This window comes from Stenotrophomonas maltophilia (assembly GCF_003970865.1).
GTDB lineage: Bacteria > Pseudomonadota > Gammaproteobacteria > Xanthomonadales > Xanthomonadaceae > Stenotrophomonas > Stenotrophomonas maltophilia_AR.
Map to the genome: position 1 here is coordinate 1 of NZ_RXLZ01000023.1, position 26,791 is coordinate 26,791.

General features: G+C 67.5%; 23 protein-coding genes. 15 read left to right on the forward strand and 8 right to left on the reverse strand.

Annotated elements, in window-relative coordinates; all coding sequences use genetic code 11:
* Positions 1–613 precede the first annotated feature (613 nt).
* Positions 614–1,252 carry a response regulator gene (locus EKL94_RS09485; RefSeq protein WP_126928894.1) on the reverse strand — a complete coding sequence of 213 codons (639 nt, stop codon included), beginning with the start codon at positions 1,250–1,252 and terminating at the stop codon, positions 614–616.
* Positions 1,253–1,326: 74 nt separating this feature from the next.
* Between EKL94_RS09485 and EKL94_RS09490 the strand changes: the two genes are divergently transcribed.
* Positions 1,327–4,926 carry an ATP-binding protein gene (locus EKL94_RS09490; RefSeq protein WP_126928895.1) on the forward strand — a complete coding sequence of 1,200 codons (3,600 nt, stop codon included), beginning with the start codon at positions 1,327–1,329 and terminating at the stop codon, positions 4,924–4,926.
* Here EKL94_RS09490 and EKL94_RS09495 read toward each other — a convergent pair.
* Together EKL94_RS09495 and EKL94_RS09500 are read right to left on the reverse strand one after the other, a co-directional pair.
* Complete coding sequence (locus EKL94_RS09495) at positions 4,920–5,327, reverse strand: c-type cytochrome (protein ID WP_126928896.1); 408 nt, start codon at positions 5,325–5,327, stop codon at positions 4,920–4,922. The genes EKL94_RS09490 and EKL94_RS09495 overlap by 7 nt on opposite strands.
* 65 nt (positions 5,328–5,392) lie before the next feature.
* Positions 5,393–7,069 (reverse strand): electron transfer flavoprotein-ubiquinone oxidoreductase, encoded by a 1,677-nt coding sequence (locus EKL94_RS09500; RefSeq protein WP_126928897.1) that lies wholly within the window; start codon positions 7,067–7,069, stop codon positions 5,393–5,395.
* A gap of 301 nt (positions 7,070–7,370) precedes the next feature.
* On the opposite strand from EKL94_RS09500, the gene EKL94_RS09505 reads away from it, so the two are divergent.
* Positions 7,371–8,534, forward strand: a complete 1,164-nt coding sequence (locus EKL94_RS09505) for an acyl-CoA dehydrogenase family protein (RefSeq protein ID WP_126928898.1) — start codon at positions 7,371–7,373, stop codon at positions 8,532–8,534.
* 599 nt (positions 8,535–9,133) lie between these two features.
* Here EKL94_RS09505 and EKL94_RS09510 read toward each other — a convergent pair.
* Both EKL94_RS09510 and EKL94_RS09515 read right to left on the reverse strand, forming a co-directional pair.
* Positions 9,134–9,613, reverse strand: coding sequence for a tRNA (cytidine(34)-2'-O)-methyltransferase (locus tag EKL94_RS09510; protein WP_126928899.1), 480 nt, complete (start codon positions 9,611–9,613; stop codon positions 9,134–9,136).
* A gap of 69 nt (positions 9,614–9,682) precedes the next feature.
* A complete protein-coding gene (locus EKL94_RS09515) occupies positions 9,683–10,159 on the reverse strand; it encodes an XAC0231 family protein (RefSeq protein ID WP_126928900.1) in 477 nt (158 codons plus the stop codon).
* Positions 10,160–10,574: 415 nt separating this feature from the next.
* On the opposite strand from EKL94_RS09515, the gene EKL94_RS09520 reads away from it, so the two are divergent.
* The 4 genes from EKL94_RS09520 to EKL94_RS09535 all read left to right on the forward strand — a co-directional run bounded on the left by EKL94_RS09520 (position 10,575) and on the right by EKL94_RS09535 (position 16,048).
* Complete coding sequence (locus EKL94_RS09520; RefSeq protein WP_126928901.1) at positions 10,575–13,424, forward strand: M16 family metallopeptidase; 2,850 nt, start codon at positions 10,575–10,577, stop codon at positions 13,422–13,424.
* A gap of 179 nt (positions 13,425–13,603) precedes the next feature.
* Complete coding sequence (locus EKL94_RS09525) at positions 13,604–13,921, forward strand: DUF4156 domain-containing protein (protein ID WP_005407628.1); 318 nt, start codon at positions 13,604–13,606, stop codon at positions 13,919–13,921.
* A gap of 102 nt (positions 13,922–14,023) precedes the next feature.
* Positions 14,024–15,040, forward strand: coding sequence for a 3-oxoacyl-ACP synthase III (locus tag EKL94_RS09530; protein ID WP_010487115.1), 1,017 nt, complete (start codon positions 14,024–14,026; stop codon positions 15,038–15,040).
* A 117-nt stretch (positions 15,041–15,157) separates the two neighbouring features.
* On the forward strand, positions 15,158–16,048 hold the full coding sequence (locus EKL94_RS09535; RefSeq protein ID WP_126928902.1) for an alpha/beta fold hydrolase: 891 nt from the start codon (positions 15,158–15,160) through the stop codon (positions 16,046–16,048).
* A gap of 115 nt (positions 16,049–16,163) precedes the next feature.
* On the opposite strand, the gene EKL94_RS09540 is transcribed toward EKL94_RS09535, so the two are convergent.
* Positions 16,164–16,595 (reverse strand): YkgJ family cysteine cluster protein, encoded by a 432-nt coding sequence (locus EKL94_RS09540; RefSeq protein ID WP_088023282.1) that lies wholly within the window; start codon positions 16,593–16,595, stop codon positions 16,164–16,166.
* A gap of 104 nt (positions 16,596–16,699) precedes the next feature.
* On the opposite strand from EKL94_RS09540, the gene oleC reads away from it, so the two are divergent.
* From oleC to EKL94_RS09555, 3 genes are all read left to right on the forward strand, one after another.
* Positions 16,700–18,358, forward strand: coding sequence for an olefin beta-lactone synthetase (gene oleC, locus EKL94_RS09545; RefSeq protein ID WP_126928903.1), 1,659 nt, complete (start codon positions 16,700–16,702; stop codon positions 18,356–18,358).
* On the forward strand, positions 18,355–19,347 hold the full coding sequence (oleD, locus tag EKL94_RS09550; RefSeq protein WP_126928904.1) for a 2-alkyl-3-oxoalkanoate reductase: 993 nt from the start codon (positions 18,355–18,357) through the stop codon (positions 19,345–19,347). Before oleC ends, oleD begins: the two co-directional genes overlap by 4 nt.
* Positions 19,348–19,429: 82 nt before the next feature.
* Positions 19,430–19,585, forward strand: coding sequence for a DUF1328 domain-containing protein (locus EKL94_RS09555; protein ID WP_004153593.1), 156 nt, complete (start codon positions 19,430–19,432; stop codon positions 19,583–19,585).
* A gap of 118 nt (positions 19,586–19,703) precedes the next feature.
* Here EKL94_RS09555 and ddlA read toward each other — a convergent pair whose 3' ends face one another.
* On the reverse strand, positions 19,704–20,798 hold the full coding sequence (gene ddlA / locus EKL94_RS09560) for a D-alanine--D-alanine ligase (RefSeq protein ID WP_126928905.1): 1,095 nt from the start codon (positions 20,796–20,798) through the stop codon (positions 19,704–19,706).
* 412 nt (positions 20,799–21,210) lie between these two features.
* Between ddlA and EKL94_RS09570 the strand changes: the two genes are divergently transcribed.
* The 4 genes from EKL94_RS09570 (at position 21,211) to EKL94_RS09585 (ending at position 24,935) form a co-directional block, all read left to right on the forward strand.
* Positions 21,211–21,846, forward strand: a complete 636-nt coding sequence (locus EKL94_RS09570; protein WP_126928907.1) for a ubiquinone biosynthesis accessory factor UbiJ — start codon at positions 21,211–21,213, stop codon at positions 21,844–21,846.
* Positions 21,843–23,498 (forward strand): ubiquinone biosynthesis regulatory protein kinase UbiB, encoded by a 1,656-nt coding sequence (gene ubiB / locus EKL94_RS09575; protein WP_126928908.1) that lies wholly within the window; start codon positions 21,843–21,845, stop codon positions 23,496–23,498. Before EKL94_RS09570 ends, ubiB begins: the two co-directional genes overlap by 4 nt.
* 5 nt (positions 23,499–23,503) lie before the next feature.
* Positions 23,504–24,082 (forward strand): O-methyltransferase, encoded by a 579-nt coding sequence (locus tag EKL94_RS09580; RefSeq protein ID WP_126928909.1) that lies wholly within the window; start codon positions 23,504–23,506, stop codon positions 24,080–24,082.
* Between the two features lie 67 nt (positions 24,083–24,149).
* Positions 24,150–24,935, forward strand: coding sequence for a pseudouridine synthase (locus EKL94_RS09585; protein WP_312023656.1), 786 nt, complete (start codon positions 24,150–24,152; stop codon positions 24,933–24,935).
* Positions 24,936–25,011: 76 nt separating this feature from the next.
* Here the strand turns inward: EKL94_RS09585 and EKL94_RS09590 are convergent, their stop codons facing one another.
* Entirely contained in the window at positions 25,012–25,539 is a 528-nt protein-coding gene (locus tag EKL94_RS09590; RefSeq protein ID WP_126928911.1) for a DUF2059 domain-containing protein, read from the reverse strand.
* A gap of 134 nt (positions 25,540–25,673) precedes the next feature.
* Between EKL94_RS09590 and arfB the strand changes: the two genes are divergently transcribed.
* Together arfB and EKL94_RS09600 are read left to right on the forward strand one after the other, a co-directional pair.
* Entirely contained in the window at positions 25,674–26,105 is a 432-nt protein-coding gene (arfB, locus tag EKL94_RS09595) for an alternative ribosome rescue aminoacyl-tRNA hydrolase ArfB (RefSeq protein WP_032130467.1), read from the forward strand.
* A gap of 46 nt (positions 26,106–26,151) precedes the next feature.
* A complete protein-coding gene (locus tag EKL94_RS09600; protein WP_223276957.1) occupies positions 26,152–26,712 on the forward strand; it encodes a lysophospholipid acyltransferase family protein in 561 nt (186 codons plus the stop codon).
* Positions 26,713–26,791 lie beyond the last annotated feature (79 nt).

Here is a 26,791-nt window from a genome sequence, read left to right on the forward strand (position 1 = left end):
CTTGTATCTACGCCCGCTGACAAAATGATCGTTAAACAGGAGAGAAAGAGTTGTGGGTATAAATATTGAAGTTGGCGCACAGGACACAGTCTAGTGTGTTACTGTGGCAAAAGCTATTGTGAATCACATGACTTTGAACCGCAGTTGCAAGTGGACTACGGCTACTTCACGCGTGAGGATCGTCGGCAGCGTAAGATTTATATAAGAGCCGGGCATCGGGGGTGGGGGTCTGCATCGGGGCAACATCCTGTCGGGGCGCATTGGCAGCCTGCGCAGGGGCGCCGGGCTGGGAGGACGAGGGGGCCGGATCGGCGGCGCTGCAGGCGGCAGCGGAAAGAGAGACGAGCAGGCACGCCGCGAATGCGCGCAGGGGCCGCAACGGCAGGGTCCAACGTAGCTCAGGGGGATGATGCATGCGCCTCTCCATGGTCAGCGTTGCCGGGCCAGACGGCCGGCAGGAAACCGCACCCCATCCACCAGGGACGGGAGCGAGGACATGAGCCGGTCGATTCCTTCGACCTCGCATTGAGAACTCATGCCGGGCCATCTTGGCACAGATCGGCGGCCGGTCAAAGAGGGCGGTGGCAGATGCCCTTCTTGTGTGATCTGGCTCTCAGATCTTGCCGTCGCGCAGGTAATCGAACAGCTCGGCGTCGCCCTTCAGGCCCAGCTTGAGCATGGCGTCACCTTTCTGCCGGCTGATGGTGCTGACGCTCTTGTGCAGCTGCAGCGAGATTTCCTTCACGGTCATGCCGGTGCCCAGCAGCCGCAGCACCTCCACCTCGCGTGGCGACAGTGGCTTGCCGTCGCCCTCGCGCATGCGCCAGCTGCCAGCGGCCTCGACCCGCTCGCGCAGGCTGCGGCTGATGTAGGGCTGGCCCCGGTAGACCGACTGGATGGCCTGCGGCAGTTCGTCCATCGACGAACTCTTGTCGACCAGGCCGAGCACGCCGCTGTCGAGCACCATGCGCAGGATCGCCAGGTTGTTGGAGACACTGAGCATCAGCACCGGCAGGTCGGGATGGCGACGGCGGATCATGCCGATCATGGCGAAGCCGTCGGCCTGTGGGCTGCCCGGCATGGAGTAGTCGGTCACCAGCAGGTCGCAGGGCTGGCTGCCGAGCAGGGCCATCAGCGCCTGTGCGCTGTCGGCTTCGCCGACCACGCGGCCAACCCCGCTCGATTCGATGACGGCACGGGTACCGATACGGACCACCGGGTGGTCGTCTGCGATGATGATGCGCAAGCTCATGCTCTAGTATGGCCACCGGGCACGCCGGACCGCGACCATCGCGGTTCCTGGCAGATTCTAGGAGATCGACGCCGATGCGTAGCTGGGCTGTTCGCGGGCTGGTCCTGCTGCTGGCCGTGCTGGTGCTGCCTGCGGCGCTGGCACAGGCGGTGCCTGGGCTGTTGCCGCTCAGCCCGCTGCAGCGCGAGTACCTCGCCGCGCATCCGAGCATCGTCGTGGGCCAGTATGACAGTGGCTGGCCGCCGTTCGAGTCCCTCCGTGATGGCCAGCAGGTCGGCCTGGGGCCGGACTATCTGTCGCTTCTCGCCCGTCAGCTGGGCGTGAAGGTCGAGGCGAGGCGTTATTCCGACTGGACATCCGTGCTGGATGCGGCGTGTCGTGGCGAGATCGACGTGGTGATGAATGTCGGTCTCAGTGCTGACCGCACCCGCTGCATGGTCTACACCGCTGCCTATGGCGAGGCACCGCTGGCCCTGGTGGGACGCCCGGATGATCTGCGCGCCTCCGACATCCCCGACCTGGATGGACTGCGGGTGGTGATCGAGCAGGACTTCCTGACCGGCCCGCAGGTGCGGGCGCGCTTCCCCCGGGCGCGACAGCTTGTCGCAAACAACTCGTTGGCGGCGCTGGAGATGGTCAGAGACGACAAGGCCGACGTTTACATCGGCAATGCTTACGTGGCCACCGAACTGATCGCCCGCGAGGACCTGCAGGGGGTCGTGCTGCTGCGCCCCAGCGATCTGCCGCCCGAACGGCTGCACTTCGGCATTCCCAACAGCAAGCAGCCGCTGGCCGAAGCGTTGGACCTGGCGCTGGCCGCGACCAGCCAGGCCCAGCGCGATGCCCTGGTGCAGCGCTGGCTGCCACCTCCGCGCTGGTCGGCATCGGCACAGCTGGCGCTGAGCCAGGCCGAGAAGCGGGTACTGGAGCAGCCGTTGAAGATCGGCTTCGCGCCGAACGCGGCGCCGCTGTCGTTCGCCGACGAGGATGGCAAACCCAGTGGACTGGCCAGCGAATACCTGCGGCGCCTGCTGCAGGCCGGCGCCAACCTGCAGGTGGAAAACAGCCATGACTGGTACGAGGTGCGCGAGAAGGCGCGCCGCGGCGAGCTGCAGGCGGTAATGGGCATTCCTGCCGATTCGCGCTACCTGGGCCCGGACTGGGTGTTCAGCCAGCCCTTCATCAGCGTGCCGAACGTGATCGTCAGCCGGCGGGACAGCCCGGCGCTGCTGGGCCTGTCCGACCTGCAGGGCAAGCGGGTGCTGCTGTCCGATCCGGAGCGCGTGCGTGGCTACGTGCTGCAGCAGGCACCGCAGGCCCGGATCATCGCGGCGCGCAGCGCGGAACAGGCCCTGCAGCGCCTGATCGATGGCGACGCCGATGCCTATGTAGGCAACCTGGCACTGGTTGACCATCTGCTGCGCAGCCGCTTCCCGGGGCGCCTGCAGGTGGCCGCACCGGCCGGCTTCAACGATCAGCTGGTGCTGGCTGTCGAGCGCCGCCATGCCGCCCTGGCCACCACCTTTGACCGCCTGCTGCTGCAGATGACCCCACGCAAGCGCGAGGCCCTGCGCGGCGACTGGCTGGCCGTCGAATACCGCAACGGCCTCGACTGGAGCAGCGTGGCGCACTGGGGCGTGCCGCTGCTGCTGGTGCTGCTCACCGCGCTGCTGGTGCACGCCGTCGGGCATTGGCGGCTGCGCCGCGAGGTGGCCGGACGACGTCATCTGGAACAGCGCCTGGCTGAAGTCACCGACAACCTGCCCGCCGTGGTCTATCAGGCGCGTCGTGGGGCAGACGGAACCCTCAGCTTCCCGTTCATTGCCGGTGACCTGCAGGCGTTGTTCGGGATCAGCCGGCAGCAGGCCGAACAGGATGCAACGTGCCTGCTGGAGCGCATCGAGGAAGACGACCGCGAGCACATCCTGCATGCGGTCGAGCAGGCGGCGCGCCAGTTCGCACCGCTCATTCTCGAGTTCCGGCTGCGACCTGAAGGCAGCGGCGCGCGCTGGGTACGCAGCCAGGCCCATCCCTATGCAGCGGAGGCGGGCGCGGTGACCTGGAGTGGTTACTGGGTGGATGTCAGCGAGGCACGTGCGCAGGCCGAGGCCCTGACTGCGGCCAAGGCCGACGCCGAACAGGCCGCGGAGGCGAAGTCGCGTTTCCTGGCAACCATGAGCCATGAGATCCGCACGCCGATGAGTGGCGTACTGGGCATGCTGGAAGTGCTGGCGCATTCGCCGCTGGATGCCGAGCAGCAGCGCATCCTGGGGGTGATCGAGGATTCGGCGCAGATGCTGCGGCAGATTCTCGACGATATCCTCGATTACTCGCGGCTGGAGGCCGGCGCGCTGCGCCTGGAACCAGTGCCGCAGCCGCTGCGGCCATTGCTGGAAAGCGTGTGCCGGTTGTTGTCGGCGCAGGCCAGTGCACGTGGGCTGGACCTGCACGTGCAGATCGATCCGCAGCTGGCAGCCGCGCACGAAGTGGATGGCGTGCGCCTGCGCCAGATCGTGTTCAACCTGCTCAGCAACGCCATCAAGTTCACCGTGCGCGGCGAAGTGCGGCTGCAGCTGGAAGTGCTGGGGCCGACCGCCGAAGACGGTAGCCAGCCGCTGTGCCTGAGCGTCACCGACACCGGCATCGGCATCGCACCGGAACAGCTGCAGCACCTGTTTGCGCCATTCACCCAGGCCGGTGCGTACATCCAGCGCGACCATGGTGGGACCGGCCTGGGCCTGAGCATCTGCCAGCGCCTGGTGCAGATGATGGACGGCGAGCTGGAACTGCACAGCACGCTGGGCGAGGGCACCCGCGCCGAGGTGCGGCTGTCGCTGGTGGAAGCCGGCAGTGGTGATGTTGAAGCGCTGGTCGCCGAGCAGGAACAGGCGGCGCTGCTGCCGCCGGCGCTGCGCGAGGCGCGCGTGCTGGTGATCGAAGATCATCCGACCAACCAGGCGATGATGGCCTGGCGCCTGCAGCAACTGGGTGTGCCGCACGTGCTGGTCGGTGATGGCCAGCAGGGGCTGGATCGGTTGGCGTCGGAGCCGTTCGATCTGGTCATCACCGATTGCCGGATGCCGGTACTGGATGGTTTCGCGTTCACCCGCCTGCTGCGCGAACGCGAGGGCCGCAACGGTCAGCCGCGGCTGACCGTACTGGCGCTGACCGCCAGCGTGCTGGACGACGATGCACGGCGCTGCCGCGAGGCCGGCATGGACGAAGTGCTGGCCAAGCCGCTGTCACTGGCCACGCTGCGTACCGCGCTGCTGCGCTGGTTGCCGCAGGCGCAGGGACAGTCGTTCGAGGAGCCGCTGGCCGAGTCCGCTGCCGACGATGGCGGGACGCTGCCCGATCTGGACAGCCTGCAGCAGCGCTTCGGCTCGCGTGCGGTGGCCGAGCAGCTGCGTGACAGCCTGTTGCAGGCCAGCGAAAGCGATCTGGCGGGCGTACAGCGCGCCGTGCAGGCCGGTGACCGTGAGGCCGCGGCGCTGCACCTGCATCGCCAGGCCGGTGGCTTGGGCGCGGTGGGAGCGACGGTGCTGGCCGCGCAGGCCAATGCCCTGGTCGAGCGCCTGCAGGACGCGGCCGAGACCGATCCGGCGCCGTTGTTCGAGGCAGTGGGGGTATTCGTCCTGCGGCTGCAGCAGCAACTGCAGCGCCTGGCTCACTGAGCCGGCTGCTGCTGCAGGTAGGCGATCACCAGCGCGCGGCGTTCGGCGCTGGGGAAAGCGTTGTACATGCGCGTGCCGGGCACCACGTGGGTGGGCGATTGCAGGAACGCATCCAGGGTCTGCGCGGTCCAGGTGATGTCGGCACGGCGCATGCCATCAGAGTAGCCATAGTCGGGCAGGCTGCCGGCGCGACGACCGATCACGCCGTGCAGGTTCGGCCCGAAGCGGTGGATGCCACCGGGCTGCACAGTGTGGCAGCCGGCACACAGTTCAAACGCGCGCTGCATGGCCTGCTGGCGCGCCTGTTCCGGCGTGGCCGGTGCCGCAGGCGGGCGCTGGCAGGCCGTGGCCGCCAGGGCAACGGCCACGGCAACGGTGATGAGCAGGCGGAAAGCACGCATGGGCGGGCAGGATAACGACGCAGCGGGGCAGGTGGGCTGCGACACGCGGTCGCAGCCCGGAGCAATCACATGCCCGAATAGTTCGGGCCGCCACCGCCCTGCGGGGTCACCCAGACGATGTTCTGGGTCGGGTCCTTGATGTCGCAGGTCTTGCAGTGCACGCAGTTCTGCGCGTTGATCTGCAGGCGCGCGTTGTCGGCTTCGCCGACGAACTCGTACACGCCGGCCGGGCAGTAGCGTGCTTCGGGACCGGCGTACTCGGCCAGGTTCACCTTCACCGGGATGCTGGCGTCCTTCAGCGTCAGGTGGCTGGGCTGGTTCTCGTCGTGGTTGGTGCTGCTCAGGAACACCGAGCTGAGACGGTCGAAGGTCAGCACGCCATCCGGCTTCGGGTAGGTGATGCGGGTGTGCTTGGCGGCCGGTTCCAGGCAGACATGATCCGGCTGCGTGCGGTGCAGGGTCCACGGCGGGTTGCGCACGCCCAGTTTCGGCAGCAGCCACTGCTCCACGCCGGTCATCAGGGTGGCCACGGTCTGGCCCTTCTTGAACCACTGCTTGAAGTTCTTGGCCTGCTGCAGTTCGGTGAACAGCCAGCTGGCTTCGAAGGCCTTCGGGTAGGCACTCAGTTCATCGTGCTGGCGGTCGGCGGCGAGCGCATCGAACGCGGCGTCGGCGCACAGCATGCCGGTCTTGATCGCGGCATGGCTGCCCTTGATGCGGCTGGCGTTGAGGTAGCCGGCCTCGCAGCCGACCAGCGCGCCACCGGGGAACACGGTCTTCGGCAGCGACAGCAGGCCGCCGGCGGTGATCGCACGCGCGCCGTAGCCGATGCGGGTGCCGCCTTCCAGGTGCTTGCGGATGGACGGGTGGGTCTTGAAGCGCTGGAACTCTTCGAACGGGCTCAGCCACGGGTTCCTGTAGTCCAGGCCGACCACGTAGCCGATGGCGACCTTGCCGCCGTCGGCGTGGTAGAGGAACGCACCACCGTAGGTGTCGCTGTCCAGCGGCCAGCCGGCCGCATGCACCACCAGGCCCGGCTCATGCTTGGCCGGGTCGATCTGCCACAGTTCCTTGATGCCGATGCCATAGGCCTGCGGGTCCTTGCCTTCGTCCAGCTTGTAGCGGGCGATCAGCTGGCGACCGAGGTGGCCGCGCGCGCCTTCGGCGAAGATCGTGTACCTGGCCTGCAGCGCCATGCCGCGCTCGAAGGCCGGGCCGATGCTGCCGTCCTTCTCGATGCCCATGTCGCCGGTGGCCACGCCGATCACTTCACCGTTGTCGCCGAACAGCACTTCGGCAGCGGCGAAGCCGGGGAAGATCGCCACTTCCAGCGCCTCGGCCTGCTGCGCCAGCCAGCGGGTCACTTCCCCCAGGCTGATGATGTAGTTGCCTTCGTTGTGGAAGCACTCCGGCAGCAGCGCGTTGGGCGTGCTGCGTGCGCCGGTTTCGCTGAGGAACAGGAATTCGTCGCGGGTGACCTTCTGCTTCAGCGGTGCGCCGCGCTCGGCCCAGTCCGGGAACAGTTCGGTCAGTGCGCGCGGATCCATCACCGCGCCGGACAGTACGTGCGCGCCCGGCTCGGAGCCCTTTTCCAGCACGCACACCGACAGCTCGCGGCCGGCTTCGATCGCGCGCTGGCGCAGGCGGATCGCGGTGGCCAGGCCGGCGGGGCCGGCGCCGACGATCACCACGTCGAACTCCATTACTTCACGCGGGGGCAGGGCGTTGGCTTCAGCGCTCATCGATTGCATGACTCGTGGGTAGGGCCGGCATCGGGGCCACCGGCGGTGCCTGGGAATCGCGCGTGCGGCCACGAGCGAAACGGTTGTTTGAATGTGTCAGGGTACCGGGCTGCGCGTGATCGAGCTAGATCGCCGCCGTTCACGCCGCGATTGCTGCATTGCAGCGTACGCAGCGTCGGTAGCCGCCAACCTTGGTTGGCGTCCGCAGAAGCGTCAGCGCCGACCAAGGTCGGCCTCTACCGGCACACCAAACCCGCCCGGATGACCGACAATGGCCGGGTCCTGACTGCGTGTGAGTGCCATGGCTTTGCATCCGTACGATCTGTTCGATGTCCGTTCCCTGCTCAACGAGGAAGAGCGCGCGGTGCAGGAGAGCGTCGCCCGCTTCACCAACGAGCGCGTGCTGCCGATCATCGGCGATGCCTTCGACCAGGCCCGCTTCCCCGATGAACTGGTGCCGGAGATCGCCGCGCTGGGCCTGCTCGGTGCCACCCTGCCGGCCGAATACGGCGGCGGTGACCTCGGTGCGGTCAGCTACGGCCTGATCTGCCAGGAGCTGGAGCGCGGCGATTCCGGCCTGCGCAGCTTCGTCTCGGTGCAGAGCTCGCTGTGCATGTACCCGATCTACGCTTACGGCAGCGAAGAACAGCGCCAGCAGTGGCTGCCGGCGATGGCACGCGGCGAACTGATCGGCTGCTTCGGCCTGACCGAGGCGCACGGCGGTTCCGATCCGGCCAGCATGAAGACCCGCGCAGTGCGCGACGGCAGCGACTGGCGCATCAGCGGCAGCAAGATGTGGATCACCAGCGGCCCGGTGGCCGATCTGGCCATCGTCTGGGCACAGACCGAGGACGGCATCCAGGGCTTCGTGCTGGAAAAGGGCATGGCCGGCTTCACCACGCAGGAAATCAAGCACAAGATGAGCCTGCGCGCGTCATTGACCGGCGCGCTGTTCTTCGACGACGTGCGCGTGCCCGACAGCCACCGCCTGCCGAACGTGAAGGGGCTGAAGGGCCCGCTGGGCTGCCTGACCCAGGCCCGTTTCGGCATCAGCTGGGGGCCGATCGGTGCGGCGATTGCCTGCCTGGATGAGGCGCTGTGTTATGCCAAGGAGCGCGTGCTGTTTGGTCGTCCGCTGGCGGCCACGCAGAGCGCGCAGATCAAGCTGGCCGAGATGGCCCGCCGCATCACCACCGCGCAGCTGCTGGCCCTGCAGCTGGGCCGCCTGAAGGAAGCCGGCCAGTTGCAGCCACAGCAGGTCAGCCTGGCCAAGTGGAACAACTGCCGCATGGCCATCGACATCGCCCGCGAGTGTCGCGATCTGCTGGGTGGGGCCGGCATCACCACCGAACACGTAGCGATCCGGCATGCACTGAACCTGGAATCGGTGATCACCTATGAAGGCACCGAGACCGTGCACCAGCTGGTGATCGGCCGTGAGCTGACCGGCATCAACGCGTTCTGAAACCTGGTTCCGGTGGGTGCCAACCTTGGTTGGCACTTCTCTCCAGAAGTTTCTGCAGCCCCCCCTGGAGCTGCCTTTGGTAGGTGCCGACCTTGGTCGGCACATTCCTTCGGCGCGCGACCGGGCATCGGTGCGGACCGAGGTCCGCACCCACCAGAAGTGATCCAGAGCCACCAGAAGTTCTCAGCAGTCCCCTGAACCTGCCCTTGGTGGGTGCCGACCTTGGTCGGCACATTCCTTCAGCGCGCGACCGGGAATCGGTGCGGACCAAGGTCCGCACCCACCAGGAGCGATCCACAGCCACCAGAAGTTCTCAGCAGTCCCCTGAACCTGCCTTTGGTCGGCACATTCCTTCAGCGCGCGATCGGGAATCGGTGCGGACCGAGGTCCGCACCCACCAGAAGCGATCCAGAGCCACCAGAAGTTCTCAGCAGTCCCCTGAACCTGCCTTTGGTGGGTGCCAACCTTGGTTGGCATATTCCTTCGGCGCGCGACCGGGCATCGGTGCGGACCAAGGTCCGCACCCACCAGGAGCGGTCCGCACCCACCAGAAGCAGGTCACTCCCACCAGCAGCGGTTCACACCCACCCCGGAGCGGTTTACGCCCCGCCGGCAAACCCATGCTGCCGCCAGGCTTCGTACATCACCACGGCAACGGTGTTGGAAAGGTTGAGGCTGCGGTTGTCCGGCCGCATCGGCAGGCGCAGGCGGCGGCCATCGGGCAAGGCATCGAGCACGTCCTGCGGCAGGCCGCGGCTTTCCGGGCCGAACAGGAAGGCATCACCGTCTTCGAACGCCACGCTGTCATAGCGGACGCTGGCACGCGTACTGAGGGCGAACAACCGCTTCGGCGCGATCCGCGCCAGCGCGGTGTCCAGGTCGGGGTGCGCCTGCAGGCGCGAATACTCGTGGTAGTCCAGGCCGGCGCGCTTGAGCTGCTTGTCTTCCAGTGCGAAGCCGAGCGGCTCGACCAGGTGCAGCTGCGCGCCGGTGTTGGCGCAGAGCCGGATCACATTGCCCGTGTTGGGCGGGATTTCCGGTTGGAACAGGATCACGTGGAACTGGGGCGCGGCATTCATCGGCGCAGTGTACCTGCGACGACCGCCGCCTTTACGGCGCACGCCCTGCACGGGGCAGGGCGGCACCGGTTACGGGCGCAGCAGGACCTGGGCGGTTTCGGTGGCCAGGGCCTGCAGGTCGGCGGCGCTCGGGCGCACCTGCAGGGCCGGCAGGTTGACGATGACCGAGTGGGCGACGTTGGTGGCGGCGGCAGCCAGGGTCGCGGCGTAGCGCTGGGCTTCCAGTTCGGCGGCCAGGGCGACGCGCTGTTCCAGGCTCGGGCGCACTTCCACCGAGGCCAGGGTGGTGATCGGCATCGCGGCAGCAACCGGGGCGGCAACGTAGCCGTTGCGCTCGGCCAGCTGGTCGGCGCTCGGGCGCACTTCCACGGTGGCCAGGGTCGGGATGCCGCTGGCCTGTTCCCAGGCCTGCTGGGCCAGCTGGTCGGCGGCCGGGCGGACCTGCACGGTGGACAGGGTCTTGATGGATTCGGAGGCCTGCACCGACGAAACAACCGCGGTGCCGGCAATCAGGGCGATGGCGATGGCAATGGTCTTGGCGTTCATGACGGGGCCTGTTTAGTGTTGGTGATCAGTGGTGTGGTAGTAAGGTAGTACACCGATTCTGGGCATGCAAGGAAAATTTTCGGTTTCTTGCATTTGTTCAGTCTTCAGTCATCTTTCGTCTGAAGCCCTTCCTGGCGCAGGAAGTACCAAGCAATCCCCGTGCCAACTTTTAGTCGTTGATTTGCAAAGATTTTCTGGCCAACGAAAAGTGTCCGGTGGGCGGACACCTGTCCATTCGATGTGCTGCGGACACTGTCCGGACGGTCCTGGCGGGCGCTTGTGACAGCTCGGGCAGGGCCGATCGGCACCGCAGATGGCGCACAGGGGCAAACACCCCCAGTGACTGCTGGCTGATTCCTGCCGCTGCGTGCGCAGGCTAGGATCGGGGTTCACCTATGTGACCAAGGATCCGGATATGTCTCTCGCCCTTCGCCCGCGCGCTGCACTGCTGGCCGTCGCCCTCAGCACCGCCCTGGGCACGCTTGTGCCTTCCCATGCGCTGGCGGCCAAGCCGGCGGCACCGGCCAAGGTCGATATCCCGTATGAGCAGTTCACCCTGCCCAACGGCCTGCGCGTGATCGTGCATACCGATCGCAAGGCGCCGATCGTGGCGGTCAACGTCTGGTACCACGTGGGCAGCAAGGACGAGCCGGCTGGCCGTACCGGCTTCGCGCACCTGTTTGAACACCTGATGTTCCAGGGCAGCGAAAACCACGACGGCGAATTCTTCGAACCGTTCAAGCAGGTGGGTGCCACCAACCAGAACGGCACCACCAACACCGATCGCACCAACTATTTCGAGAACGTGCCCACCACCGCACTGGACATGGCGCTGTGGATGGAATCGGACCGCATGGGCCATCTGGTCGGTGCGATCGACCAGGCGGCGCTGGACGAGCAGCGTGGCGTGGTGCAGAACGAGAAGCGCCAGGGCGAGAACCAGCCCTACGGCCAGGCCTGGGACCAGCTCAACAAGGCGCTGTACCCGGCAGGCCACCCGTACCACCACGGCGTGATCGGTTCGATGAACGATCTGAACGCGGCGTCGCTGGATGACGTGAAGACCTGGTTCCGCACCTGGTACGGCCCGAACAATGCGGTGCTGGTGCTGGCCGGCGACATCGACCTGGCCACCGCCAAGGAAAAGGTCGGCAAGTACTTCGGCAGCATTCCGGCCGGCCCGACCATGGCGCAGCCGGCAGTGAACGTGGCCAAGCGCAGTGCCGACACGCGCGAGACGATGACCGACAAGGTGCCGCAGGCGCGCATCTACCGCGCCTGGAACGTGCCGCAGGTCGGCGCCACCGATGTCGATCAGCTGCAGTTGTTCGCGCAGGTCCTGGGCGGTGCCAAGTCCTCGCGCCTGAGTCAGCGCCTGCAGCACCAGGACAAGCTGGTGGACAGCATCGCGTCGGGCCTGTCGACGTCGCAGCTGGGTTCGAACTTCGTGATCATGGCGACGGTCAAGCAGGGCCAGGACCCGGCCAAGGTCGAGAAGATCATCGACGAGGAACTGGACCGGCTGATCAAGCAGGGCCCGACCGCGGCCGAGCTGGAGCGCGCCAAGACCGGTGCCCGCGCCGGTTTCATCCGCGGCATCGAGCGCATCGGTGGCTTCGGCGGCAAGGCCGACGCACTGGCCGAGTGCGCGGTGTTCACCGGCGACCCGGGCTGCTTCCGCACCTCGCTGGCCAACATCGAGAAGGCCAGTGCTGCTGATCTGAGCCGGCTGGGCGCGCAGTGGCTGGACAAGGGCAGCCACACCCTGGTGATCGCACCGGGTGAGCGCGTGGCGCTGAAGGAAGATCCCAGCCAGGCACCGAAGCCGTTCAACGTGCCGGCGGTGGACCCGAAGTACAGCACCCTGCCGGAGCAGGTTGACCGCAAGGCCGGCGTGCCGCAGACCCGCGAGTTCCCGCAGCTGAAGTTCCCGGCGCTGCAACGCGCCACGCTGAAGAACGGCACCCAGGTGATCCTGGCCGAGCGCCACGAGATTCCGGTGGTGCAGTTCAGCTACCAGTTCCCGGGCGGCTTCAGCGCCGACCAGGGCCGCAAGCCGGGCACCGCCAACTTCACCATGAGCCTGATGACCGAAGGCGCCGGCAAGCTCGGCTCGCTGGCCTTTGCCGATGCTGCCGACGCACTGGGCGCCAGCCTGGATGCTTCGGCCGGCCTGGATTCGATGAGCGTGGACCTGTCGGCACTGAAGGAGAACCTGGCACCGTCGCTGGCGCTGTACCGCGACCTCCTGCGCGAACCGCGCTTCGAGCAGGGCGAGATCGACCGGGTCAAGGCGACCTGGATCGCCGGCATCCAGCAGGAGAAGGTCAACCCGGGTGCGGTGGCGATGCGCGTGCTGCCGCCGCTGCTGTACGGCAAGGGCCACCCGTATGCCATTCCGTTCACCGGTAGTGGTGACGAGGCGGCGATCAACGGCCTGACCCGCGAGGACCTGGTCGATTTCCACCACGACTGGCTGCGCCCGCAGAACGGCACGCTGATCGTGGTCGGTGACACCACCCTGGCCGAGATCGTGCCGTTGCTGGACAAGCAGCTGGGCGACTGGAAGGCTGCCGGAGATGCGCCGCAGGTGAAGGCCGCCACCGACGTCGCATTGCCGAAGGGCCCGCGCGTGTTCCTGATCGACCAGCCGGGCGCGGTGCAGGCCAACCTGTTCGCCGGCCAGGTGGTGCCGCCGTCCAGCGCCACCAGCTCGACCCGCTTCGATATCGCCAACGGCGTGATCGGCGGTGACTTCACCTCGCGCCTGAACATGAACCTGCGCGAGGACAAGCACTGGTCGTACGGTGCGCGCAGCAGCGCGAGCAATTCGGTGGGTCAGCGCCCGTGGATGGCCAGCGCGCCGGTGCAGATCGACAAGACCGGCCCGGCGCTGGCGGAAATGCGCAAGGAGATCGCCGCGTTCGCCGACGGTAGCAAGCCGGCCACCGCCGCCGAGGTCAACCGCATCCGCAACATCCAGACCCTGAGCCTGCCCGGTGCCTACGAGACCGCCAGCGCGGTGGCATCGACCATCGGCTCGATCGTCCAGTTCAAGCGTCCGGACGACTACGTGCTGCGTCGCAAGGCCGAGATCGAAGCGATGACCCCGGCGCAGGTGCAGCAGGCCGCCGCCGAGATCAAGCCGCAGGCGCTGACCTGGGTGGTGGTGGGTGACCTCAAGCAGACCGAAGCGGCCGTGCGCGCGCTGAACCTGGGCGAGGTGACGGTGATCGACGCAGAAGGCAACCCGGTCAAGAAATAAGGGATGTGCCTGCCCGCCCCGGCGGGCAGGCCAACCCGGGTAGTGCCGGCCGCTGGCCGGCAACTCCGTGACCCGAAGGCGGGGTCACAGCCCCCTGCGAGGGATCCGTCCCCCCACCGGCTACCCCCGATTCAGGCTGTTCAGGCAGAATCCCCTCCATACCCTTCCAGGATCTGCCCATGCGCGTTCTGCTGCTTTCCTCCCTGCTGCTCACCGTCACCGCCTGTACCTGGGTGCCGATCGAACCGGCCGGCAAGGCGACCCGCGTGCTGCCGGCAGGCCCGGTTCCCGCGGGCTGCATCGCCAAGGGCGAGGTGGTGGTCACCGTGAAGAGCAAGGTCGGCTTCTACAACCGCAACCCGCTGCGGGTGCAGGAAGAGCTGGAAACCCTGGCCCGCAACGAGGCCCCAAGCGCCGGCGCCAATGCCGTGCAGGCCGCCGCGGCCCCGGCCGATGGCAGCCAGCGATTCGCCGCCTTCCAGTGCCCGCCGCGCTGAACGCTTCACCATACGGGCAAGGCTGAATTCGTAAAGATGCGGTGAAAGCCCGGGGGTTATAGAATAGCGCCCCCTTTTGCCTGAGCCTTGGCGCTAACCTCGATGCTCTTCAAGAATGTCTCGATCGCCGGCCTGGCACACGTCGACGCGCCGCATACGCTGACGACCAAGGAAATCAACGAACGCCTGCAGCCGACGTTGGATCGCCTCGGTATCCGCACCGATGTGCTGGGCGATATCGCCGGCATCCATGCCCGCCGCCTGTGGGACAACGGCGTGCTGGCGTCGGACGCCGCCACCATGGCCGGCCGCAAGGCACTGGAAGACGCGGGCATCACCGCGACCCAGGTCGGCCTGCTGGTCAATACCTCGGTCAGCCGTGACTACCTGGAGCCGTCCACCGCCTCCATCGTGTCGGGCAACCTCGGCGTCAGCGACGAATGCATGACCTTCGACGTCGCCAATGCCTGCCTGGCCTTCATCAACGGCATGGATATCGCGGCGCGCATGATCGAGCGCGGTGATATCGACTACGCGCTGGTGGTGGATGGGGAAACCGCCAACCTGGTGTACGAGAAGACCCTGGAGCGGATGACCGCCCCGGATGTCACCGCCGACGATTTCCGCAACGAGCTGGCGGCGCTGACCACCGGTTCGGGTGCTGCGGCCATGGTGATGGCGCGCTCGGAACTGGTGCCGGACGCCCCGCGCTACAAGGGTGGCGTGACCCGCTCGGCCACCGAGTGGAACCAGCTGTGCCTGGGCAACCTGGACCGCATGGTCACCGACACCCGACTGCTGCTGATCGAAGGCATCAAGCTGGCGCAGAAGACCTTCAGCGCCGCCAAGATCGCACTCGGCTGGGCCGTGGAAGAGCTGGACCAGTTCGTGATCCACCAGGTCAGCCAGCCGCACACCGCCGCGTTCATCAAGAACTTCGGCATCGACCCGAAGAAGGTCATGACCATCTTCGGCGAGCACGGCAACATCGGCCCGGCCTCGGTGCCGATCGTGCTGAGCAAGCTCAAGCAGCTGGGCAAGCTGAAGAAGGGCGATCGCATCGCGCTTCTGGGCATCGGCTCGGGCCTGAACTGTTCGATGGCTGAAGTGGTCTGGTAAAAAAGTCACCGCTGACCTGCTGCGCGATTGCCTGGCCAATCGCTCGCGACGGACAGCGATGATTTTTCCAAGTGTCCAAGGGCCGGTTCTACCGGCCCTTTCTACAGGTGCGATTCGATGTCCCAGCTTCCCGGTTATCCCGCCCACCCGCAGCGCTTCGAAGTGCGCCCCGGCCTGTCGATGAACTATCTCGACGAAGGCCCGCGCGACGGCGAGGTGGTGGTGATGGTGCACGGCAACCCGTCGTGGAGCTATTACTGGCGCACGCTGGTGGCCGGCCTGTCGGACACGTACCGCTGCATCGTGCCGGACCACATCGGCATGGGCCTGTCGGACAAGCCGGACGATAGCCGCTACGAGTACACCCTGCAGTCGCGCGTGGACGATCTCGATGCGCTGCTGAAGCACCTGGGCATCACCGGCCCGGTGACCCTGGCCGTGCACGACTGGGGCGGCATGATCGGTTTCGGCTGGGCGCTGTCGCATCACGACCAGGTGAAGCGCCTGGTGGTGCTCAACACCGCCGCGTTCCCGATGCCGGCAGCGAAGAAGATGCCGTGGCAGATCGCGCTGGGCCGCCACTGGAAGATCGGCGAGTGGATCATCCGCACCTTCAATGCGTTCTCGTCCGGTGCCTCGTGGCTGGGCGTGGAGCGGAAGATGCCGGCCGACGTGCGCCGCGCCTACGTGTCGCCGTACAACAGCTACGCCAACCGCATCAGCACCATCCGCTTCATGCAGGACATCCCGCTGTCGCCGGCCGATAAGGCCTGGTCGCTGCTGGAACGCGCCGGCAAGGCGCTGCCGTCGTTCGCCGACCGCCCCGCCTTCCTCGGCTGGGGCCTGCGCGACTTCGTGTTCGACCACCACTTCCTGAAGGGTTTCCAGGTCGCGCTGCCGCAGGCCCAGGTGCATGCCTTCGAGGACGCCGGGCATTACGTGCTGGAAGACAAGCACGAAGTGCTGGTGCCGGAGATCCGCGCGTTCCTGGACAAGAACCCGATCTGAGGGGGCGTGCCGACCAACGGTCGGCACCCACCCCTTCCTCTTCCGGTGGGTGCCGACCGTTGGTCGGCACACCCGAAGGGTTCATGAGGTTGCCGGCCAGCGGCCGGCACTACCACTACGCGGCGACCGGAGCCTGTGGTGGCGAGGACGGGCTGTTGCCGTTGTCGTCCGGATGGTCGTCGTCGTTGTCGGCCGCGTCGCGCCAGCGCCAGTCGGCCAGCGTCAGCGGATCCAGGCCATAGGCGATGCGGGCCTTGTCGCACTGCGGGCTGGCCTTGCCGTATTCCCACGACGCATCCACCTCGCGGCACACGCTGGGCCGGTTGGGGTGGATGGTGCAGCGTGAATACACGCCGATCTGCGCGTCCAGCGCCACGCAGCGCACCGGCTTGGAATGGGTGCCGCGCATGCACAGGCGGTGCGGGTCCAGCACCTCGGTCAGCTGGTGCGGCACGCCGCCGGGGGTGACCTCGTCTGATTCCATCCAGTGGAAGGCCACGCGGTATTGAGTGCAGCAGGCGCCGCAGGTCATGCAGGGATGTTGCATGGGCAAGCCGCCTCGGGCGGCAGTCGGAATCAGGAACGAGGGTGCGGATTTTCCACGAAGTGGGCCGCCGCGCAAGAAATTCCGTAAGCGGCGACAATGAACGGATGAACCGATCCTGCAACATTGCGGCCCGTTTGCCTGAACTGGCGCGTGAACGCCCCGACCAGATCGCCATCCGCTGCCCGGGCCGTCGGGGCGCCGGCAACGGCATGGCCGCCTACGACGTCACCCTGGATTACCGCCAGCTGGACGCCCGCAGTGATGCCATGGCCGCCGGCCTGGCCGGCTACGGGATCGGCCGCGGGGTGCGCACGGTAGTGATGGTGCGGCCCTCGCCGGAGTTCTTCCTGTTGATGTTCGCGCTGTTCAAGCTGGGCGCGGTGCCGGTGCTGGTCGACCCGGGCATCGACAAGCGCGCGCTGAAGCAGTGCCTGGACGAGGCGCAGCCGGAGGCCTTCATCGGCATTCCGCTGGCCCATGTGGCGCGGCTGGTGCTGCGCTGGGCGCCCTCGGCGACCCGCCTGGTGACCGTCGGCCGCCGCCTCGGCTGGGGCGGAACCACCCTGGCCGCGCTGGAGCGCGCCGGCGCCAAAGGGGGGGCGATGCTGGCCGCCACCGACGGCGAGGACATGGCCGCGATCCTGTTCACCAGTGGCTCCACCGGCGTGCCCAAGGGCGTGGTCTACCGCCATCGCCACTTCGTCGGCCAGATCCAGCTGCTGGGCAGCGCCTTCGGCATGGAAGCGGGCGGGGTGGACCTGCCGACCTTCCCGCCGTTCGCCCTGTTCGATCCTGCGCTGGGCCTGACCTCGGTCATCCCGGACATGGACCCGACCCGGCCGGCGCAGGCCGACCCGGCGCGCCTGCATGACGCCATCCAGCGTTTTGGCGTGACCCAGCTGTTCGGCTCACCCGCGCTGATGCGGGTGCTGGCCCGGCACGGCCGGCCGCTGCCGACGGTGACCCGGGTGACTTCGGCGGGTGCGCCGGTGCCGCCGGACGTGGTCGCCACCATCCGCAGCCTGCTGCCGGCCGATGCGCAGTTCTGGACGCCGTACGGCGCCACCGAGTGCCTGCCGGTGGCGGTGGTGGAAGGCCGCGAGCTGGAGCGCACCCGCGCGGCCACCGAGGCCGGCGCCGGGACCTGCGTGGGCAATGTGGTTGAACCGAATGACGTGCGCATCATCGCCATCGATGACGCACCGCTGCCGGACTGGTCGCAAGCGCGTGTGCTGGCCACCGGCGAGGTGGGCGAGATCACCGTGGCCGGACCAACCGCCACCGACAGCTACTTCAACCGCCCGCAGGCCACAGCGGCGGCGAAGATCAGCGAGACGCTGGCCGATGGCAGCACGCGCGTGGTCCATCGCATGGGCGATGTGGGCTACTTCGATGCGCAGGGTCGCCTGTGGTTCTGCGGGCGCAAGACCCAGCGCGTGGAAACCGCGCGCGGGCCGCTGTACACCGAACAGGTCGAGCCGGTGTTCAACACCGTGGCCGGCGTGGCGCGTACTGCGCTGGTCGGCGTTGGCGCCCCGGGTAAGCAGGTGCCGGTGTTGTGCGTGGAACTGCAGCGTGGCCAGGCAGACAGCCCGGCGCTGCAGGAAGCGCTGCGTGCGCATGCCGCAGCCCGCGTGGCAGAGGCTGGCCTGCAGCACTTCCTGGTGCATCCGGCGTTCCCCGTCGATATCCGTCACAACGCCAAGATCGGCCGCGAGAAGCTCGCCGTCTGGGCCAGCGCCGAACTGGAGAAGCGCGCATGAAGATCCTGGTCACCGGTGGTGGTGGTTTCCTTGGCCAGGCGCTGTGCCGCGGGCTGGTCGAGCGTGGACACCAGGTGCTGGCGTTCAACCGCAGTCACTACCCGGAGCTGCAGGCGATGGGCGTGGGCCAGATCCGCGGCGACCTGGCCGATGCGCAGGCGGTGCTGCATGCGGTCGCCGGTGTCGATGCCGTGTTCCACAACGGTGCGAAGGCAGGCGCCTGGGGCAGCTATGACAGCTACCACCAGGCCAACGTGGTCGGCACCGACAACGTCATTGCCGCCTGCCGTGCCCATGGCATCAGCCGCTTGGTCTACACCTCCACGCCCAGCGTGACCCACCGCGCCACGCATCCAGTGGAAGGACTCGGTGCCGATGAAGTGCCGTACGGCGAAGACTTCCAGGCGCCGTATGCGGCGACCAAGGCGATTGCCGAACAGCGTGTGCTGGCGGCCAACGACGCCTCGTTGGCGACGGTGGCGCTGCGTCCGCGCCTGATCTGGGGCCCGGGCGACCAGCAGCTGGTGCCGCGCCTGGCCGAACGTGCACGGCAGGGCCGCCTGCGCCTGGTGGGCGATGGCAACAACAAGGTGGATACCACCTACATCGACAACGCTGCGCTCGCGCACTTCCTCGCTTTCGAGGCATTGGCGCCGGGTGCCGCGTGTGCGGGCAAGGCCTACTTCATTTCCAACGGCGAACCGCTGCCGATGCGCGAGCTGGTCAACAAGCTGCTGCAGGCGGTGGGTGCGCCGACGGTGGACAAGGCGATCAGCTTCAAGACCGCTTATCGCATTGGCGCCATCTGTGAGCGGCTGTGGCCGTTGCTGCGCCTGCGCGGCGAACCGCCGTTGACCCGCTTCCTGGCCGAGCAGCTGTGCACGCCGCACTGGTACAGCATGGAGCCGGCACGTCGTGACTTCGGTTACGTGCCGCAGGTCAGCATCGAAGAAGGGCTGCGCAGGCTGAAGGCTTCATCTGCTGCATAGATCGCCATCACTGGCTGCACACCGCCAGATCGGGAGGATGGACCCACGCCATCCAACGGCCCGGACATCTGCGAGGAGCGCCATGCTGCATTACGCCGTCATCTTTTTCGTCATCGCCATCATCGCCGCTGTGCTCGGCTTCTCCGGTATTGCCGGTGCTGCCAGCAACATCGCCTGGATCCTGTTCGTTGTGTTCCTGGTCCTGGCCGTGATCTCGATGTTCCGCAAGCGCGGCTAGAAGACCGCAGGGTAGTGCCGGCCGCTGGCCGGCACCGTTCTTCCCGGTAGGTGCCGACCGTTGGTCGGCACGCTACTTCTGTAGCGTCGAGCCATGCCCGACGCCACTGGGAGCGCCTCTACACGGCGCTGTGCAATCCGCGATCGGCTTCATGGCGCTCCAGCGCCAGTTCGACCAGGCGCGTGATCAGCGTGGTGTAGTCCACACCGCTGGCGCCCCACAGCTTCGGGTACATGCTGATGCGGGTGAAGCCCGGCAGCGTGTTGACCTCGTTGATGACGATCTCGCCGGCTGCGGTGAGGAACACATCCACGCGCGCCATGCCCGCACACTCCAGCGTCTGGTAGGCCTGCAGCGCGATCTGCTGGATGCGTGCCTGGGTTGCAGCATCGATATCCGCCGGCACCACCACCTCGGCGCCATCTTCGTTGATATACTTGGTGTCGTAGGCGTAGAACTCGTCGTGCACCACCACCTCGCCGCACAGGCTGGCCTGCGGATGTTCGTTGCCCAGCACCGCGCACTCGATCTCGCGGCCGACCACCGCCGATTCCACCAGCACCTTGTGGTCGTAGCGCAGCGCCAATGCCAGTGCCTCGGCGAAGCCCGCCGCATCCTTGACCTTGCTCACACCCACCGACGAACCCTGGTTGGCCGGCTTCACGAACAACGGCAGGCCGAGCTGCGCGATCACCGCATCGACATCGACTGCGGCCGCCTGATGGCGGCGGATGCACAGCCACGGTGCCACCTGCAGCCCGGCATCGCGCAACAGGCGCTTGGTCACGTCCTTGTCCATCGCCACCGCCGAGCCCAGTACCGGCGAACCGACGAAGGGCAGGTTGGCCATGCGCAGCAGCCCCTGCAGCGCACCGTCCTCGCCCAGCGGCCCGTGCACGATCGGCAGTACCACATCGATCTGGCCCAGCGCACTGGCCGCATCGGACGGCTGCAGCTGCGCCTGCTCCGCACCCGGACGCACCGCCAGCGACGTGCCGGACCGATGCAGCGCGATGCGCGACGGATCATCGGCATTGATCAGGAAGGTATCCGGCTGGCTCAGATGCCACTGGCCCTGCTTGTCGATACCGACCAGCACCGGCTCGAAGCGCTCGCGATCAAGCGCATCGAGGATGTTCTTCGCCGACTGCAGCGAAACTTCGTGCTCGGAAGACTTGCCCCCGAAGATGATGCCGACCCGGGTCCGTGCCATGGGGAATGCGATGTCCTGTGCGTTGCGTGGCCTCATAGCATGAACCTTCATCGGCCCTCCGCGTGAGGCACAGATGAACCAGAAATCCATCCACGCACGGCGTGGATCTACCGTGTCGACCAAGGTCGACACCTACCAAGAGCAGCGTGCCGACCAACGGTCAGCACCCACCAACAGCAGCGGGAAACTGTCGAAGGCGGGGTGGGTCCGGTTGCGGGGGCGTGAGCCGCATGGATGCGGCGACCGAGCTTACATGGACGTACTTGCAGCGTCCCCCGCAACCGGACCCACCCCGCCATCCCACGGATAGCCAGCTTTTGATGTTGATCTTGCCGGCCAGCGGCCGGTGCCTCTGCGGGTGCCGGGCGGCAGCCCGGCCCAAGCCCCCCACCCACGCAGGTAGAATGCACACATGGCTCTCTCCCTGCTCAAGTCTCTCAAGCCGGTCGCTGGCCGCGCCCTGCAGATCGCCCTGAACCGCGCGCTGGCGCTGGATCCGGATACCCGCCAGGCACTGGCCAGCCTCGACGGCCGGCATATCGACCTGACCCTGGAAGCGCCGTCGCTGGCCATGCGCATCAGCGTCGACGGCGACCAGCTGCGGGTCGGCCCGGTGGATGCGCAGGAAGCCGACCTGGCCGTGCGCAGCAGCCTGACCGGCGTGCTGGCGCAGCTGCCGCTGCTGGCCAACGCACGGCGCGCCGACAACAACGGCAAGGGCCGCGTGCGCGTGGCCGGCGACGCCGAACTGGCGCGCCGCCTGCAGCAGCTGGCCAAGGGCTTCGACCCGGACTGGCAGCAGCCCTTCGTCAGCGTGTTCGGCGAAGTGCTGGGCGTGCAGGTGGCCAACACCCTGCGCAGCGCCCTGCAGCACGCGCGCCAGGGCGCGATCGACCTGGCCCACAGCGCCGCCGAATTCATCACCGAGGAATCGCGCGACGTGGTGCCGCGCGCCGAGCTGGATGCTTTCCACGACGATGTGGACGTGCTGCGCGATGACGTCGAACGCCTCGGTGCACGCGTGCAGCGCCTGCGGGGTGCCGCATGAAGGCCGTGCTGCGGGCAAGCCGCATCGGCCGGGTGATCCTGCGTTACCGCCTCGACGACCTGCTGCAGGGCACGCCGGCCGAGCGCTGGCTGCGCCTGGCCAAGCCGTTCGTGCCACGCGCCTCGGCCGACATCGCCGCACAGTCGCGCGGTGCGCGCCTGCGCCTGGCGCTGCAGGATCTGGGCCCGATCTTCGTCAAGTTCGGCCAGATCCTGTCCACCCGCCGCGACCTGGTGCCGCCGGATGTGGCCAATGAGCTGACCCTGCTGCAGGACCGGGTCAAGCCGTTCGATGGCGAGACCGCGCGCCGCATCGTCGAGGAAGCGCTCGGCCTTCCGGTCAGCGAGGCCTTCGCCAGCTTCGACACCGAACCGCTGGCCTCGGCCTCGATCGCACAGGTGCACGCGGCCACGCTGGCCGATGGCCGCCAGGTCGTGGTCAAGGTGCTGCGCCCGGGCATCGAGAAGCAGATCGACGCGGATATCGCCCTGCTCAATTCGCTGGCCGCCCTGGTCGAGCGCACCCATCCGCGCGCCGACAAGATCCGTCCGCGCGAAGTGGTGGCCGAAGTCGAAAACACCCTGTCCGCCGAGCTGGACCTGCAGCGCGAAGGCGCCAATGCCAGCGTGCTGCGCCGCTTCTGGGAAAACAGCGACGATCTGTACGTGCCGGAAGTGATCTGGAGCCACACCGCCGAGCGCGCGCTGACCCTGGAGCGTGTGTGGGGCATCCCGTCCGATGACATCGCCGCACTGGACAAGGCCGGCATCGACCGCAAGGCGCTGGCCGCCAAGGGCGTGCGGGTGTTCTACACCCAGGTGTTCCGCGACAACTTCTTCCACGCCGATGCGCACGCCGGCAACATCTGGGTCGACACCGATCCGGCGCGCCGCGCCAATCCGCGCTTCATCGCGCTGGATTTCGGCATCATGGGCCAGCTCTCGCAGGAAGATCAGTACTACCTGGCCGAGAACTTCATGGCCATCTTCAACCGCGATTACCGCCGCATCGCCGAACTGCACGTGCAGGCGCGCTGGATGCCGGACAACGTGCGCATCGATGACCTCGAGGCCGCCGTGCGTTCGGTGTGCGAACCGTACTTCACCCGGCCGCTGTCGCAGATCTCGCTGGCCGAAGTGCTGATGAAGCTGTTCCGCGTGGCCCAGCGTTACCAGCTGACCCTGCAGCCGCAGCTGATCCTGCTGCAAAAGACCCTGCTGAACATCGAAGGCGTCGGCCGCCAGCTCGATCCGCAGATCGACATCTGGGCGGTGGCCAAGCCGGTGCTGGCGAAGATCCTGCGCGAACGTTACAGCCCGCGCCGGGTGGTACGCGAGATCGGCAAGCGCCTGCCGGAAATCATGACCCATGCACCGGACATGCCGCGCCTGGTGCACGCCTGGCTGACCCAGCAGGTGGAAGGTCGCCACGAACTGTCGATGCGTTCGCGCGACCTGGCCGCACTGGATGCCAGCGTGCAGCGCCTGCAGAAGCATGCGGTCGGTGCGATCACCGGTGTCGGTCTGCTGGCCATCGCCGCGCTGATGTACGTGCTGCAGCCACCGGGCTGGTACTGGGGCGACGTGCCGGCGTGGAGCTGGCTGTCCGGCGCCGTCGGCGCGGTGGCGCTGCTGCGCGCGTGGTGGAAGTAGGCCCCATGCTGCAGGCACTCAAGGACGAACTGACCCGCTTCGGCGCCGACAACGACGCCCGCGAAAGCGCGCGTGGCCGCCGCATGCTCAACATCACGCCGGAGACGGGTGAATTCCTGTCCGTGCTGGTCCGCTTCGGCGCTGCGCGCCGGGTGCTGGAGATCGGCACCTCCAACGGCTATTCGACGCTGTGGCTGGCCGAGGCTGCCGCCGCCATCGACGGCCACGTGACCACGCTGGAGTACGCCGAGGACAAGGCGGCGATGGCGCGTGACACCTTCGCGCGCAGTGGCCTGGCCGATCGCATCACGCTGGTCCACGACGATGCCGGGCCGTGGCTGGTACAGGCCGCCGATGCCAGCATTGACCTGCTGTTCCTCGATTCGGACCGCGGGCAATACGCCGGCTGGTGGCCGCAGCTGCGCCGCGTGCTGCGTCCGGGTGGCCTGCTGGTGGTGGACAACGCCACCTCGCATGCGGAAGAGATGGAACCGCTGCGCGTGCTGCTGGACGCTGATCCGGACTTCAGCACCAGCCTGGTGCCGGTGGGCAACGGCGAGCTGCTGGCCGTACGCAACGCCTGACTGCTCTACAGAGGTGGGTGCCAACCTTGGTTGGCACGCTGTTGCCGGTCGCGCAGAGCAGCCGAGCATGGGCTCGGCTCTACAGGAAGCAGGCCCTTATAATCCCGCCGTGAGCACCGAACCCGATACCCTCGCCGCGGTCGAGACCGACACCGCGCCCCTGCAGCTGCTGCACCTGGATGAGCGCCTGGCCGTGGTCAACAAGCCTGCCGGGCTGATGGTCCACGACAGCAAGCTGGCCCGTGGCGAAGATGACTTCCTGGCCGACCGCCTGCGCGAGCAGCTGGGCCGCCCGATCTTCCTCGTGCATCGCCTGGACCGGGCGACCAGCGGCTGCCTGCTGCTGGCCTTCGACCGCGAGACCGCCAGCGCGCTGGGCAAGGCGCTGATGGGCGGCGAAGTGCTGAAGGACTACCTGACGGTCTGCCGGGGCTGGCCGGCCGAACTTTCCTGGCAGGTCGACCATGATCTGGACGGCGGCCCGGGCAAGCCGGTGAAGAAGCCGGCGGTCACCGACTTCCAGCGCCTGGCCACCGGCGAGCTGTCGGTGCCGGTCGGTGAATTCACCAGCTCGCGTTACGCGCTGCTGCGCTGCCAGCCGCAGACCGGGCGCTTCCGGCAGATCCGCCGGCACCTGAAGCATCTCTCGCATCACATGATCGGCGACACCAGTCACGGTGATGGCCGCCACAACCGCATCTTCCGCATGCAGGGCGTGCACCGCATGCTGCTGCATGCCGAGCGCTTGCGCTTCCCGCATCCGGACGGTGGCACGGTGGATGTGCGCGCGCCGCTGGACGGCGGGTTCCAGAAGGCGCTGGACCTGTTCGGCTGGCAGGTGGATACCGCCTGACGGTAGTGCCGGCCGTTGGCCGGCAGCTGACTGATTCCCGTTGTCCTGGGATTGCCGGCCAGCGGCCGGCACTACCTCACTTTTTTTCCGGCTCGTTGACGATTGCTTCCAGGTCCTTCTGCAGGTCCGCGAACAGCGGCTGCATGCGCGCCTGGATGGCCACCATCACGTTCTGCATCAGGGCCGGGGTCTTGTCCAGCAGGCTCTGGCCGGCCGCGCTCTCGTAGAACTCGGCCATCGCCAGCACGTCTTCCTTGCTGAAGGTCTTCTTGTACAGGTCCACGTACATCGGCCGCAGCTGCTGCCACGACAGGGCCTGGCGCAGGGTCTGGCTGGTCCGCGCCTGGATCCGCTTCAGCTGCTCCTGCTGCTGGGCATTGAGCTGGCGCTGCGCGGCTACCTGCTGGAACTGCTGCTGCTGCATCGCCTCGATCTGCGGCAGCATGGTGTCGATCATGCTCTGCGCACGTGACGCGGACAGCAGGCGGTTGATGTCGCCATCGGTCGGCGGCGCGGCCAGGGCCGGAACGCTGGCCACGGCCAGCGCCAGCAGCAGGGCGGCGCGGCGCAGCAGGGACGGCAGGGCGGGTACGAAGCGGGTCATGCGGGGCTTCCTGCAGTACATGGGACGGCCAGCATACCCGCAGCCAAGGCGAAGGCGGCGTGTTCGGTACCTGATCGGCGGCATACGGTGCGCGATGCCGCACTCCGGCACGTGGCTGCCGCTACAATGCGCGGATGGGCAGTGGACCGGTCACCATCAGCGCGCAGCTTGAAATCCCCGACGGCGAGATCGTCGAGCGGTTCGTGCGTGCCAGTGGTGCCGGTGGCCAGAACGTCAACAAGGTCTCCACCGCGGTGGAACTACGTTTCGACGTGGCCAACTCGCCCTCGTTGCCCGAACCGTTGCGCGCGCGCCTGCTGGCGCGGCGTGACCGGCGCATGACCGGCGAAGGCGTGCTGGTCATCGACGCGCAACGTTTCCGGACCCAGGATCGCAATCGCGAGGATGCGCGCGATCGGCTGGCGGCCTTCATCCAGGCCGGGCTGAGCGTGCCCAAACCGCGCAAGGCCACCAAGCCGACCCTCGGGTCGAAACTGCGTCGTCTGGACGCCAAACGCGGGCGCGCGCAGATCAAGCGCGGGCGCTCATCACGTGACTGGGAGTGATTGCTTGAACAACCCGACTTCGTTGCTGCCGGCCGTGCCGCCGCAGATGCCGCAGGTCAAACCCAACGCCTTCCTGCGCTGGCTGGCGCGCTGCACCCTGCGCATGGGCGGCTGGAAGGTGACCGGTACCCTGCCTGACATCCCCAGGCTGGTCTTCATCATCGCCCCGCATTCGTCCAACTGGGATGGCCTGTGGGGCATGGCGGCCAAGATCGCACTGGGCATGAAGGTGAAGGTGCTGGGCAAGGCATCGCTGTTCTGGTGGCCGCTGGGCCCGCTGCTGCACAAGCTGGGCGTGATCCCGCTCGATCGCAGCTCGCCGCAGGGCACGGTGGGGCAGGCCGTGGACTTGCTGCGCAACAACGAGAAGATGTGGTTCGCCATCACCCCCGAGGGCACCCGCAAGGCCGTGAAGGACTGGAAGGCCGGCTTCCTGAAGATCGCCCGGATGGCCGACGTGCCGATCCTGGCCGCGTATTTCCACTACCCGGAGAAGACCATCGGCATCGGCCCGCTGTTCACGCCGACCGGCGATGATGCCGCCGACATGGCCGCCATCCGCGAGTTCTACCGGCCCTGGATCGGCAAGACCCGCGGTACGGTCTGAGCCTGCCGCAGGCCGCCGCATAGACGCCACGTCCGGCACATGCCGGGCGAGCGCGACAGGAGTAGGGTGGAGAGCTGGT